Raw genomic sequence first — 12223 nt, forward strand, 5'->3', positions numbered from 1 at the left:
ACCCGCGTCCGCACCGGCGCCCGGCCCGCACCCGGCCCCGCGCCCCCACCAGGCCAGGCCCCGTCTCCCCACCGGGCCCGGACCCGCGCCCGCACCGGGCCCGGCCTCCCCGTCCGTTCCGTTTGCGGAGCGGTGGTCATGGCGTTTCAGTGAGAAGGATTCCCCCCGCGCTTCTCTGGAGCAGACATGTCGATGGCGTTCGGTTCACCTTTCGGTTCCTCCGATCCGTTCAGCGAGATGCTGAACCGGTTCTTCGGGATGTCGCCGGCCTCCTCGCCCCCGGCCGTGCAGCGCGTCCCCATCGGAAGGCTGCTCACGGAGTCCTCGCACGAACTGCTCAACCTGGCCACCCGCAAGGCGGCCGAGGACGGCACGTCCGACCTCGACACCGAGCACCTGCTGTGGGCCGCCACCCAGGTCGACCCCTCCCGCAGGCTGCTCGCCCAGGGCGGCGTGGACCCCGACGAACTCGCGAGCCGGATCGCCGAGGTGCTGCCCGGCGAGTCCGCCGAACCCTCCTCGGAGCCCGGCCTCACCCCCGCGGCCAAGCGGACCCTCGCCCTCGCCCACGCCCGCTCGCAGGCCTCCGGCGTCTCGTACATCGGCCCCGAGCACATCCTGGGCGCCCTCCTCGGCGACCCCGACTCCGGCGCCTCCCGCTTCCTGCGCGCCGAGGACCTGGACGTCTCGAAGCTGCGCGGCGCCGCCGACCAGGCGGCCTTCGGCGGCGAGGGCGCCCCCGCCGCCCCGAAGCAGCCGGCCACCACCCTGGACGAGTTCGGCCGGGACCTCACCGAGGAGGCGAAGGCCGGGAAGCTCGACCCCGTCGTCGGACGGGCCGAGGAGATCGAGCAGACCATCGAGATCCTCTCCCGGCGCTCCAAGAACAACCCGGTCCTCATCGGCGAGCCCGGCGTCGGCAAGACCGCCATCGTGGAGGGCCTCGCCCAGCGCATCGTGGCGGGCGAGGTGCCCGACACCCTCAAGGACAAGCGGGTCGTCTCCCTCGACCTCTCCGGGATGGTGGCCGGCGCCCAGTACCGGGGGCAGTTCGAGGAGCGCCTGAAGAAGGTCATCGAGGACGTCCAGGAGGCCCGGGGCGACATCGTCCTCTTCATCGACGAGCTGCACACCGTCGTCGGCGCGGGCGCCACCGGCGAGGGCTCGATGGACGCCGGCAACATGCTCAAGCCGGCCCTCGCCCGCGGCGAGCTGCACGTGGTCGGCGCGACCACCATCGACGAGTACCGCAAGCACATCGAGAAGGACGCCGCCCTCGAACGGCGCTTCCAGCCCGTCCTGATCCCCGAGCCGACCGTCGAGGAGACCGTGCAGATCCTCGAAGGGCTGCGGGACGCGTACGAGGCGCACCACCGGGTCCGCTTCGCCGACGGCGCCCTCGCCGCGGCGGCGGAGCTCTCCGACCGCTACATCAGCGACCGCTTCCTGCCCGACAAGGCCATCGACCTGATGGACCAGGCCGGGGCCCGGGTGAGGCTGCGCAGCGGCGGCCGCTCCACCGAGGTGATCAGCCGCGAGGACAGGCTGGCGAAGCTGCGCCGGGAGAAGGACCAGGCCGTCGCCGCCGAGGAGTTCGAGAAGGCCTCCGACCTCAAGCGGCAGATCGCCGAGGTCGAGGGCGAGCTCGCGGGCATCGAGGAGCGGCGCGAGGGCGTCGTCTCCGTCACGGCCGGCGACATCGCGGACATCGTGTCCCGCCGTACCGGCATCCCGGTCTCCCAGCTCACCGCCAGCGAGAAGGAGAAGCTCCTCAAGCTGGAGGAGGAGATGCACGCCAGGATCGTCGGCCAGGACGAGGCGGTCACGGCGGTCTCCGAGGCCGTGCGCCGCAACCGGGCCGGCATGGGCGACCCCAACCGCCCCGTGGGCTCCTTCCTCTTCCTCGGACCGACCGGCGTCGGCAAGACCGAACTCGCCAAGACCCTCGCCGACCTGCTCTTCGGCGACGAGGACCGGATGATCCGGTTCGACATGAGCGAGTTCCAGGAGAAGCACACGGTCGCCCGGCTCGTCGGGGCGCCTCCCGGGTACGTCGGCTACGAGGAGGCCGGGCAGCTCACCGAGAAGGTGCGCCGCCAGCCCTACAGCGTGGTCCTGTTCGACGAGATCGAGAAGGGGCACCCGGACGTCTTCAACACCCTGCTCCAGATCCTCGACGACGGGCGCCTCACCGACGGGCAGGGCCGCACGGTCGACTTCCGCCACTGCGTCGTCATCATGACGTCCAACATCGGCGCCCACCGCATCCTGGACCACCAGGGCGACGCGGCCGAGCTGAAGGACCAGCTGATGGAGGACCTGCGGGGGCGCTTCCTGCCCGAGTTCCTCAACCGCATCGACGACATCATCGTCTTCCACAGCCTCACCGAGGAGGACCTGTCGGAGATCGTCGACCACCTCCTGGACCGCAGCAAGCACCGCGTCCACGCGCAGGGCATGACCCTGGAGGTCACCGAGGCGGCCAAGAAGCTCCTCGTCGCCCACGGCTACCAGCCGGCGTTCGGCGCCCGGCCGCTGCGCCGCACCATCCAGACCGAGCTGGACAACAGGGTCGCCTCCCTGCTGCTCGGCGGCGACGCCGAGCCCGGCGACACGATCGTCGCCGACGTGGTGGACGACTCGATCCACTGCACGGTCCGCAAGGGCGACTCCGGGGGCGGCGCGCACCGCGAGGACGCGGAGAGCCCCGCCGAAGCGGCGTAGGGTCGCCGGGCGCCCGGTGGCCGGTGGCCGGTGGCCGGCCTCAGGCCACCGGCACGGTCTCCAGGCGCTCGTCCCCGCAGTACACGTTCATCGACGTGCCGCGCAGGAACCCGATCAGGGTCAGGCCGCTCTCCGCCGCCAGGTCCACGGCGAGCGAGGACGGCGCGGAGACGGCCGCGAGCATCGGGATCCCCGCCATCACCGCCTTCTGCACCAGCTCGAAGGAGGCCCGGCCGCTCACCATCAGGACCGTCTCCCGCAGCGGCAGCAGCCCCGAGCGCAGGGCGTGGCCGACGACCTTGTCCACGGCGTTGTGCCGGCCGACGTCCTCGCGCAGGCACAACAGCTCGCCCTCGGACGAGAAGAGCCCGGCCGCGTGCAGCCCGCCCGTGCTGTCGAAGACCCGCTGGGCCGCCCGCAGCCGGTCGGGGAGGGCCGTGAGCACCTCCGTCCCGATCCGCAGCGGATCCTCCGCCACCGACCAGGCGGCCGTGGTGCGCACCGCGTCCAGACTGGCCTTGCCGCACAGGCCGCACGAGGACGTCGTGTAGAAGTTCCGCTCCAGGGAGGCGTCGGGGGCGGTCACGCCGGGGGCCAGGACGACGTCGACCACGTTGTACGTGTTGCCGCCGTCGGAGGTGGCGCCCGCGCAGTACCGGATCCCGGCCACGTCCCCGGCCGCGTGCACCACGCCCTCGCTCACCAGGAACCCGGCCGCCAAGTCGAAGTCGTCGCCCGGGGTCCGCATCGTCACGGTCAGCGGACGCCCGCCGACCCGGATCTCCATCGGCTCCTCGGCGGCCAGCGTGTCCGGGCGGTAGGAGGCCCCTCCCTCCCGCACGCGCAGGACGCGCCGCCGCGCGGTCACTCGTCCCATGGTTCTTCCTCCCTCTGGCTCCGGCCGGTGGACCGGACGCCGGATCCCGGGGCCGCGGTGTCACGCCGCCCGACCGCCGACGGTAGCCGTCCGGGGAGGGACGCGCGCGACGCGGGGTGCGTCCAGGGGGCGTACCCCTGTCGTCACGCGGTCACGCGGGAGCACCCGCCGGAACGATGGTGACCCTGACGTGCTTCATGATCGGCTGGTCGCTCTGGGTGCTGTAGTCGTCCAGCGCGCACAGCACGTTCATCTCGGGCATGTAGCCGGCCGCGCACCCCCGGGGGATGTCGTACGGGACGGCGAGGTAGCCGTTGAGGCGCCGGTGGCTGCCGTCCCGCGCGGTGCTCGTGATGTCCACGGGCCCCATGTCGGCGATGCCGCGCTCGCGCATGTCGGCCCGGTTCATGAAGACGAGCGTGCGCAGGTTCTTGACGCCCCGGTAGCGGTCGTTGTCGGAGTAGATCGTGGTGTTCCACTGGTCGTGGGAGCGCATGGTGCCCAGGGCCAGTTCGCCGGGGGCGGGCACCACGTCGGGCAGCGCGGAGGAGGAGAACTCGGCCCGGCCGGACTCCGTGAGGAAGACCAGCTCGCGGGCGGGCTGCTTGATGCGGAAGCCGAGCGGCAGGCGCACCCGCCGGTTGAAGTCCTCGAAGCCGTCGAGCGCCCGGGCCATGGTGTCCCGGATGCGGTCGTAGTCCTCGACGTACCACTCCCACGGCGTGGGGCTGTCCGGCAGTGCGGCCCGGGCCATGCCCGCGATGATCGCCGGCTCGGAGAGCAGGTGCGGCGAGGCGGGGCGCTTCATGCCGACCGACATGTGCACCATGCTCATCGAGTCCTCGACCGAGGTGCTCTGGATCCCCTTGCGCTGGTGGTCCTTCTCGGTCCGGCCCAGGCAGGGCAGGATCAGCGCCCGCCGGCCGTGCACGACGTGGCTGCGGTTCAGCTTGGTGCTGACCTGGACGGTCAGCTCGCAGGTGCGCAGTGCCGCGTAGGTGGCCGGGGTGTCGGGGGCCGCGAGCGCGAAGTTGCCGCCCATGCCGACGAAGACCTTGATCTCCCCGTCGCGCATGGCCCTGATGCTCGCGACGGTGTCCTTGCCGTGCTCGCGCGGCGGGTCGATGCCGCAGACCTCGGCGAGCCGGTCGAGGAACGCCTCGCTGGGGTGGTGGTCGATGCCGCAGGTGCGGTTGCCCTGGACGTTGCTGTGCCCGCGCACGGGGGAGGGGCCGGCGCCCTCGCGGCCCAGGTTGCCGCGGAGCAGCAGCAGGTTGACGATCTCGCGGACGGTGTCCACGCCGTGCTCGTGCTGGGTGACGCCCAGGCACCAGCTGATGATCGAGCGGTCGGCCTCGCGGTAGACGCGGGCCGCCTTCAGGATGTCGTCCCGGCTCAGCCCCGACTGGGTCTCCAGCTCCTCCCACGGGGTCGCCTCGCACAGCGCCCGGTACTCCTCGAAACCGGCGGTGTGCCGCTCGATGAACTCCCGGTCCAGGGCCTTGGGGTCGGTCGCGGACTGCTCCAGGACCGCCTTGGCCATGCCCCGCAGCAGCGCCATGTCGCCGCCGATGCGCACCTGGAGGTCGAGGGTGCCGGTGCGGGTGGAGTGGAAGGTGGCCATGTCCTTGAAGTCGTGCGGGATGATCGCGCGGGTGGCCGCCGCCTCGACCAGCGGGTTGACGTGCACGATCTGCGCCCCGCGGTGGTACGCCTCCGTGAGGGCGGTCAGCATCCGGGGCGCGTTGGAGGCGGCGTTGACGCCGATGATGAACAGGGCGTCGGCGGTCTGCCAGTCCTCCAGGTCCACCGTGCCCTTGCCGGTCCCCAGCGCCGTCTGCAGGGCCCGGCCGCTGGCCTCGTGGCACATGTTGGAGCAGTCGGGCAGGTTGTTGGTGCCCAGCTCGCGGGCCATCAGCTGGTAGAGGAAGGTGGCCTCGTTGCCGAGCCGGCCGGAGGTGTAGAAGGTCGCCTCGTCCGGGTGGTCGAGGCCGCGCAGCGTCTCTCCGACGAGGGCGAAGGCGTCCTTCCAGGTGATCGGCACGTAGTGGTCGGCCTCCGGGTCGTAGACCATCGGCTCGGTGAGCCGGCCCTCGTTCTCCAGGTCGTAGTCGCTCCACCCGTCGAGCTCGGTCACCGAGTGGGCGGCGAAGAACTCGCGCCCGACCCGCTTGCGGGTCATCTCCCAGGTGACGTGCTTGATCCCGTTCTCGCAGATGTCCAGGTGCAGGCCCTTGGTGTCGTCGGGCCAGGCGCAGCCGGGACAGTCGAACCCGCCGTTCTCGTGGTTCATCTTCATGATCGCGCGGGGCCCGTCGAGCGGGAGGGCGCCCTCGCGCACCATGAAGCCGGTCACGCTCCTGGCGGCGCCCCAGCCGGCGGCGGGGTGGTGGTACGGGTGGAACTCGGGGTCGCCCTCGGGGGCAGGGCCCACGCGGGGCTCCAGGGTCTCGGAGGTGTCCTGGAGGGTCTCCGGCTTTTCCTGGTCGGTGCTCAAGGTTCCTCACCCTCTCGCCCCGCGGGGCATGGGCGGTACGGGACGGAACAGCCCCTTCGGGCAGGCTATGTCCGCCTCCGTACCCATGCCACTCGGTCCGGAGGGGCCGGCCGCGCGGGCCGCCCGGCCCCGGAGACGGCCGTCGTACGGGGCCGTACGCCGCCCGGTCCGGAGGCGGCCGCCGTGCGGGCCGCGCACCGCTCGCCCCCGGCGGGGTCGCCGCGCCGGGCTGCGCGAGGGATCACGCCCGCCTACGCTGGCGCTGTCTCCTGGGCGCCTTCTACCTGTTTGTCCTTTTGTTCGTTTGCCCGACTCGCTCGTTCTCGTTCCGCTCTGCGGAGCCGTTCTCCGGCGGGAGCGCCATGGCCGTGCCCCAGCCCGTCCTCATGCCCCCCTCCCGGGCGGCCCTCTTCCTGGTGGTGACCGTCCGCCCCGGTGCCGAGGCCGCCGTGCGGGACGCCCTCCAGGACGTGACCGGGCTGGCCCGCTCGGTCGTCTTCCGGGCCCCCGCCGACGGCCTCACCTGCGTCGTCTACGCCCGGACGCCCGCCGTCACCGAGCGCATGCTGCGCAACATGTTCCTCGGGGACCCGCCCGGCGACACGGACCGCATCCTCGACTTCTCCCGGGCCGTGACCGGCGGCCTCTTCTCCGTGCCGAGCGCCGACCTCCTCGACGCGCTCCCCGGCGCCCCGGACACCGGCGGCCTGAAAGGAGCCTGAGCCCATGACGACCCCCGAGGGCACCACCGACCCGCACCGCGAACCCGCCCGGATCAACCCGATCAACCCGACCACCCCGACCGCCCGGGCCGGGACCGGGGAGCAGGCCCACCGCACCTTCCGGCGCCACGTCACGGGCCGGCGCGCCGCGGACGCCCCCGACCCGGCGGGCCCGGCGCTCGCCGTCGTCGTCGTCCCGGAGGCCTGAGCCGTGCGCGCCCGGCTGCTCGGTGCCGTGCCCCGGCTCGTCGGGGCGGCGCTCGTCGGCGCGGCGGCCGGCGCCGTCGTCGCCGTGGCGACCCACGCGCCGCTCGGCGTCCTCGCGGGCATCGCCGCGACGGAGACCGCCTTCGTCGTCGCGGGCTGGACCGTGCTGTGGCCCATGGACGCCGCCACCACCCACCGCAACGTGCGCCGCGAGGAGTTCCGGCCCGTCGTGGAGGAGCTCGCCGTCGTCTCGACCTCCCTGGCCGGCCTGGTCGGCATCATCGTGCTGCTCCTGGTCGGCCGCACCGACCTGAGCCACGCGGCGGCCGCGACGGCCCTCTGCGGCGTCTTCATGGCCTGGGCGGCGCTCCACCTCATGTACGCCACCCGCTACGCGTACCACTACTACGTCCTGGAACCGGACGGCGGGATCGACTTCAACACCAAGGACCCGCCCCGGTACAGCGACTTCCTCTACTTCAGCTTCAACCTCGGCATGACCTACCAGGTCTCGGACACCAACGTCTCCACCGCCGGGCTCCGCGCGATCGTCCTGCGCCACTGCCTGCTGTCGTACGTCTTCGGGGCCGGCATCCTGGCCACCACCATCAACCTGGTCACCGGCATCGTCACGGGCTGAGCCCGCCCCGCCTCCGCGGAAGGCTCAGCCGCGCCGCCACGACCCGCGCGAGGCGGCTCCCCTCGGCCGCGCGGTGCCGTCAGCCGACCGAGACCACGGTCGCGGTCGCCCGGCCCTCGGGCGTCTCGTACGTGACGGTGTCGCCGGCGCCGCGGCCGAGCAGTGCCTTGCCGAGCGGGCTGTCGCCGGTCACCAGGCCGGGGTCGAGCGCGTCGGCCAGCTCGGCGATCCGTACGGTGGACTCGGTGCCGTCCTCGAACCGCACGGTCACGCTGCTGCCGACGCCGACCGTGCCGGCGGCCGGGGGCGCGGCGACGGACGCCTCCTCCAGTCGGCCCTCGATCTCCCGGATCCGCCCGTTCAGCCGGTCGGCCTCGTCGGCGCGCATCAACTCGTCGGCCTGGTCGGCCCTGTCGCCCGTCTGGTCGCCGCCGCCGTCCCGCAGGGTGGCGGCTACGGAGTCGCGTTCGGCGCGCAGCTCGGCGAGTTCCTTCTCGAGCTCCTTGCGGGCGTCGGCGTCGACGGGCTCGGGTCCACCGGTCATTCCTGCTCCTGTTCGTACAAGGGTTCATACAAGGATTCGGGTGAAGAAGCGGCATGATGCCGCAAAAGCCCCACATAAGGACTTTTCGACGTTAGCAGGCGCGGCGCGAGCCGGACGCGAGGACCGCCCGCGCGGCCTCGTACGGTGGCCCCGGCGCGATCCGCACGAGGATCCGTACGAGAGGGAGAAGCACACGATGGCCGTCATCCACCGCACCACGATGCAGCCCACCAAGATGGAACTGCTCGGCGCGTGGCTGCCCACCCGCCCCTGGTACGCCGCCGGCGCCGGCGGCCCCCTGCCGGTCAGGGCGGGCGGGTTCCGGCTCGACGACCCCGAGGGCGAGGTGGGCATCGAGTTCATGGTGGTGACCGACGGCACCGGCCCGGACGCGGTCGCCCACCACGTCCCCCTGACCTACCGCGCGCACCCGCTCCCGGGCGCCGAGCACGCCCTCGTCGGCACCTCCGAGCACGGCGTCCTGGGCAGGCGCTGGGTCTACGACGGCGCCCACGACCCCGTCCTGGCCGAGCGGTTGCACGCCCTGCTCGACGGCCGCGCCGAGCCGCAGGACCAGACCGCGACCGATGCGCCCGACCCCACCATCGCCGTCGTGCCGCTCACCCCGGACGGCACCGGCGCTGGCGTGGAACTCGTACGGGTCGAGGAGGGCCCCGACCGCACCGACGTGGTGGTGCGGCGGCCCGGCGCGCCCGCGCCGCTCGTCCTGCGGGTGCGCCGCGTCCTGCGGGCCGACGGGGACGGCGGGACGGCCGACGGCGGGACGGCCCGGGTGACCGGGGAGTGGCAGCGTCCCGACGGCACCACCGCCCGGGGCACCTACGTCACGGCGTTCACGGAGCTCGCGGCGTCCACGGATTTCACGGCCTGAGCGCCGTCGCGAGCTGTGCCCGGGAGCGGACGTCGAGCTTCTGGTAGATGCGGGTGAGCCGCGCCTCGACCGTCTTCACGCTCAGGTACAGCTTCGCCGCCGCCTCCTGGTTGCTGGCGCCCTGCCCCACCAGCCGGGCCAGGCGCAGCTCCGCCTCGGTGAGGGAGGAGAGGGCGGGGGCCGTCTCCTCGCCCCCGGGGCCGCCCGCCGGACCCTCGCCCGCCGGGGTCTCGCCCGCCAGGGCCAGCCACGGTGCCGCCCCGGCCCGCTCGAACACCGACGCCGCCTCGTGCAGGGCGCTCTGCGCCGCCGACCTGCGCCTGCGGCGCCGCTCCACCCGGGCCAGGGCGATCAGCGCCCGGCCCCGCTCAAGGGGCAGCCCGGCCCGTCCGAACTCCCCGGCCGTACGGGTCAGCAGCTCCGCCGCCTCGTCCGTACGCCCCTCGGCCGCCAGGCACAGGGCGTACGCCCTGTCGCAGCCGAGCAGGACCGTGGACCGCCCGAGGCGCTCCGCCACCGGCCGCACCTCCGCGAGCAGCGCCAGGGCCTCGTCGGCGGCGTCGTTCGCGAGCAGCGCCTCGGCCAGCTCCTCGTGCCAGCGGAGCATCGACGGGTCCACGGTCGACTGGGCGCGCTCGTCGGCCTGCACCCGGCGCAGGGTCTCCAGGGCGGCGGCCACGTCCCCGTTGACCAGCTGGACCCGGCCGAGCGCGTACCGGCTGCGGGAGAGGAAGACCCGGTCGCCCTCCTCCTCCGAGGCCTGCGCGCTGCGGCGCGCGTAGCTCGCGGCCCGCGCGAAGCTGCCGCCCGCCGTCTCCGCGAGCGCGAGCGCGTACCAGGCGGGACCGGGGGAGAGACCCGCCTCCAGGGTGAGCGCGAGGGACTGCCCGGCGTGGGCGAGGGCCGCCGAGCACGGCCCGATCCGGGACTCGATCTCGGCCAGCGTACGGAAGAGCTCGATGGCGTCCTCGACGGAGCCGCGCCGCTGCACCAGCGGCAGGAGCGCCCCCAGTTCGTCGCGGGCCTCCACCAGGCGGTCGTCGAACAGGGCGTGACGGATCGTCAGGATCTGGGCGGCGTTGCGGATGCCGAGGGGCCGCTCGGCCAGCTCCAGGGCCCGCGCCCGGTCGAGCACGGCATCCGCGTCCGGCGAGCCGAGCGCCCGCTCCATCCGCGCCTGCACGGTCAGGGCCTGCGCGGCCGTGCGCGGGTCGCCCATCGAGGCGGCCAGCGCGGCCGATTCGACCGCCGCCGTCCGCGAGCGGTGCGGATCGCCGTCCGCGAGCACGTACTTGAGGGCGAGCCGGAGCTGCACGGCGGCCCGCAGGGCGGTGTCGCCCTCGGAGTCCTCCATGGCGTGGACGTACATCTCGTCCAGGCCGGTCAGGCCCTGCCCCGCCGTGTCGAGCACGGCGAGCCGGGCCCGCACCCGGTCGGCGGGCACGGCGTCCCGGGCGAGCAGATCGGTCGCGGCCCGCATCGCGAGGTCGGCGCGGGCCGCCCGCGCGGCCTCCTCGGCCGCGTCCACGAGCCGCGCGATCCGCCGGGTGCCGTGCCGCCCCGGCGTCGACTCGGCGGCGAGCAGGGCCAGTTCGGCGGCGAGCGCGCTGTTCCCGCGCCGCCGGGCCAGATCGGCGGCGGCCGCGACCTCGGCGGCCAGCTCCTCGTCCGGACTGTCGGTGGCGAGCGCCCGGTGCCGTACGGCCTCCACGGGGTCGTCCACGACCTCCGCGAGGGCCGCGTGCCCGGCGCTCCGCTCGGCCCAACAGGCGTCGTGCACCAGGGTGGAGGGCAGCAGCCCGGCGGTGAAGGTCACCGAACCGTCCTCGGCCAGCGACACCAGATCGGCCCGCTCGGCCGCCGCCAGGTCCGCCTCCGCGTTGGGCCGCCCGGCCCGCCGCACCAGCGTCGCCGAAGGCCGCAGCGCGAGGGCCGCGAGCAACAGCGTCTCCCGTACGGCGGGCGGCGCGGCGCCCAGGAGCTGTCGGGCCAGGTCGCGGGCCCGCCCGGAGAGCGTCAGGGCCTCGGCGTGGTGCACGGGGGTCCGCGCGTCGGCCAGCGAGCGGCCCACCGCGAGCGCGAGCCGCGGATTGCCGCCGCTCGCGCGGTGGATGCGGCCGGCCATCCGGGACGGCAGCCGGTGGTGGATGAGGAGTTCGGCGATCTCGTCGGCGTGCAGCGGCGGGACGCGCAGCACGTCCGCCTCCGACGGCACCCAGAGGTGGCTGGCGTGCGGGTCCTCGGAGCGGTGGGGCTCGCCGTACGGGTCGCGGGCCTCCCCGTACGGCTCGGGGGTCTCCACGGCCACCACCCGCAGCGCGGGCGGCGCCAGGTGGAGGGCGAACCGCAGCAGGTCCGCGCTGTCCGGGTCCACGTGCTGCACCCCGTCGACGACGAGCAGCACCGGCCCCCGGCAGGTCAGGGTCCGCAGGATCTGGGCGATGCCGAGGCGCAGCGCGATCGGGTCCCAGCCGTCCGCGTCGATCGGCGCCTCGCGGCAGAGCATGGCGACGGCGGTGCGCTGGGGACCGGGCAGTTCGTCGAAGACCCCGGAGGCGAACACACCGGTGGTGTACGGGCCCGTGGCGTACGCGCCGGTGGCGTACGGATCGGTGCCGTGCGCCCCGGCGGCGTGCGCTCCGGTGCCTCCCGCGACGGGAGCCGGGGCGGGGTGCGGGGCGGCGGCCCGGTCCGCGGGGGCCCTGGGGGAGCCGAGGGCCGGGAGGACCGGGGCGGGCGCCCCGGGCACGGGCGCGTCGGACGGCTCGGGGCGGACGGACCCGGATCCGGGCGGGGCCGCCGTCGCCGCCACGGAGGCGACGAGCGCGGCGGCCGAGGCGCCGGGTATCTCGCGGTCGGACGGCAGGGACGCGAGCCACAGCACGGTCTCGCCGCGCGCCTCGGCGCGGGCCGCCGCGGCGAGCGCGACCTCGGTCTTGCCGACGCCGGCGGGCCCGGTGAGCAGGGCGCGGCCCCGGGTGTGCAGGGCGCGTTCCAGCCGCGCGAGGAGTTCTTCGCGGCCCACCGGCGCGGGGTGCGTCCCCGCGCCCGCGGGGCGCAGGGCGACGTGCGGAGCTGTCGTCACTGTCCACCACCTCCGGCCGCTCGGGCCCCCGGCCC

Annotated in this window: 8 protein-coding genes and 1 pseudogene; 5 read left to right on the plus strand and 4 right to left on the minus strand. The window is 74.4% G+C overall.

Going from position 1 to position 12223, the window contains the following annotated elements:
• Nucleotides 1–186: 186 nt before the first annotated feature.
• Nucleotides 187–2724, plus strand: coding sequence for an ATP-dependent Clp protease ATP-binding subunit (locus tag CP977_RS29145; RefSeq protein WP_062751136.1), 2538 nt, complete (start codon nt 187–189; stop codon nt 2722–2724).
• Nucleotides 2725–2764: 40 nt separating this feature from the next.
• Here CP977_RS29145 and fdhD read toward each other — a convergent pair whose 3' ends face one another.
• Both fdhD and CP977_RS29155 read right to left on the minus strand, forming a co-directional pair.
• Complete coding sequence (gene fdhD / locus CP977_RS29150) at nt 2765–3601, minus strand: formate dehydrogenase accessory sulfurtransferase FdhD (protein ID WP_062751134.1); 837 nt, start codon at nt 3599–3601, stop codon at nt 2765–2767.
• A gap of 151 nt (nt 3602–3752) precedes the next feature.
• Complete coding sequence (locus CP977_RS29155) at nt 3753–6047, minus strand: FdhF/YdeP family oxidoreductase (protein ID WP_268934016.1); 2295 nt, start codon at nt 6045–6047, stop codon at nt 3753–3755.
• Between the two features lie 566 nt (nt 6048–6613).
• Here CP977_RS29155 and CP977_RS35580 point away from each other — a divergent pair.
• The 3 genes and pseudogenes from CP977_RS35580 to CP977_RS29170 all read left to right on the plus strand — a co-directional run.
• Nucleotides 6614–6820 (plus strand): annotated as a pseudogene (locus CP977_RS35580) (Dyp-type peroxidase); the annotation flags it as partial.
• Between the two features lie 4 nt (nt 6821–6824).
• Entirely contained in the window at nt 6825–7028 is a 204-nt protein-coding gene (locus tag CP977_RS29165) for a hypothetical protein (protein WP_152371067.1), read from the plus strand.
• A gap of 3 nt (nt 7029–7031) precedes the next feature.
• Nucleotides 7032–7667, plus strand: a complete 636-nt coding sequence (locus tag CP977_RS29170) for a DUF1345 domain-containing protein (RefSeq protein ID WP_183953251.1) — start codon at nt 7032–7034, stop codon at nt 7665–7667.
• Nucleotides 7668–7746: 79 nt separating this feature from the next.
• Here the strand turns inward: CP977_RS29170 and CP977_RS29175 are convergent, their stop codons facing one another.
• Nucleotides 7747–8211 (minus strand): GreA/GreB family elongation factor, encoded by a 465-nt coding sequence (locus CP977_RS29175; protein WP_062751125.1) that lies wholly within the window; start codon nt 8209–8211, stop codon nt 7747–7749.
• A 196-nt stretch (nt 8212–8407) separates the two neighbouring features.
• On the opposite strand from CP977_RS29175, the gene CP977_RS29180 reads away from it, so the two are divergent.
• Nucleotides 8408–9103, plus strand: coding sequence for a maltokinase N-terminal cap-like domain-containing protein (locus CP977_RS29180; RefSeq protein ID WP_152371068.1), 696 nt, complete (start codon nt 8408–8410; stop codon nt 9101–9103).
• Here the strand turns inward: CP977_RS29180 and CP977_RS29185 are convergent.
• Nucleotides 9093–12188: a helix-turn-helix domain-containing protein gene (locus CP977_RS29185; RefSeq protein ID WP_152371069.1), complete on the minus strand. Its 3096-nt coding sequence runs from the start codon at nt 12186–12188 to the stop codon at nt 9093–9095. The two genes, CP977_RS29180 and CP977_RS29185, sit on opposite strands and share 11 nt — an antisense overlap.
• Nucleotides 12189–12223 lie beyond the last annotated feature (35 nt).

Source organism: Streptomyces cinereoruber (assembly GCF_009299385.1).
GTDB lineage: Bacteria > Actinomycetota > Actinomycetes > Streptomycetales > Streptomycetaceae > Streptomyces > Streptomyces bikiniensis.

What these genes read in the sequence shown, in the direction of transcription:
- CP977_RS29175 (WP_062751125.1), bottom strand. Translation starts at nt 8,211, where the DNA reads ATGACCGGTGGACCCGAGCCCGTCGACGCCGACGCCCGCAAGGAGCTC.
- CP977_RS29165 (WP_152371067.1), top strand. Translation starts at nt 6,825, where the DNA reads ATGACGACCCCCGAGGGCACCACCGACCCGCACCGCGAACCCGCCCGG.
- CP977_RS29145 (WP_062751136.1), top strand. Translation starts at nt 187, where the DNA reads ATGTCGATGGCGTTCGGTTCACCTTTCGGTTCCTCCGATCCGTTCAGC.
- fdhD (WP_062751134.1), bottom strand. Translation starts at nt 3,601, where the DNA reads ATGGGACGAGTGACCGCGCGGCGGCGCGTCCTGCGCGTGCGGGAGGGA.
- CP977_RS29180 (WP_152371068.1), top strand. Translation starts at nt 8,408, where the DNA reads ATGGCCGTCATCCACCGCACCACGATGCAGCCCACCAAGATGGAACTG.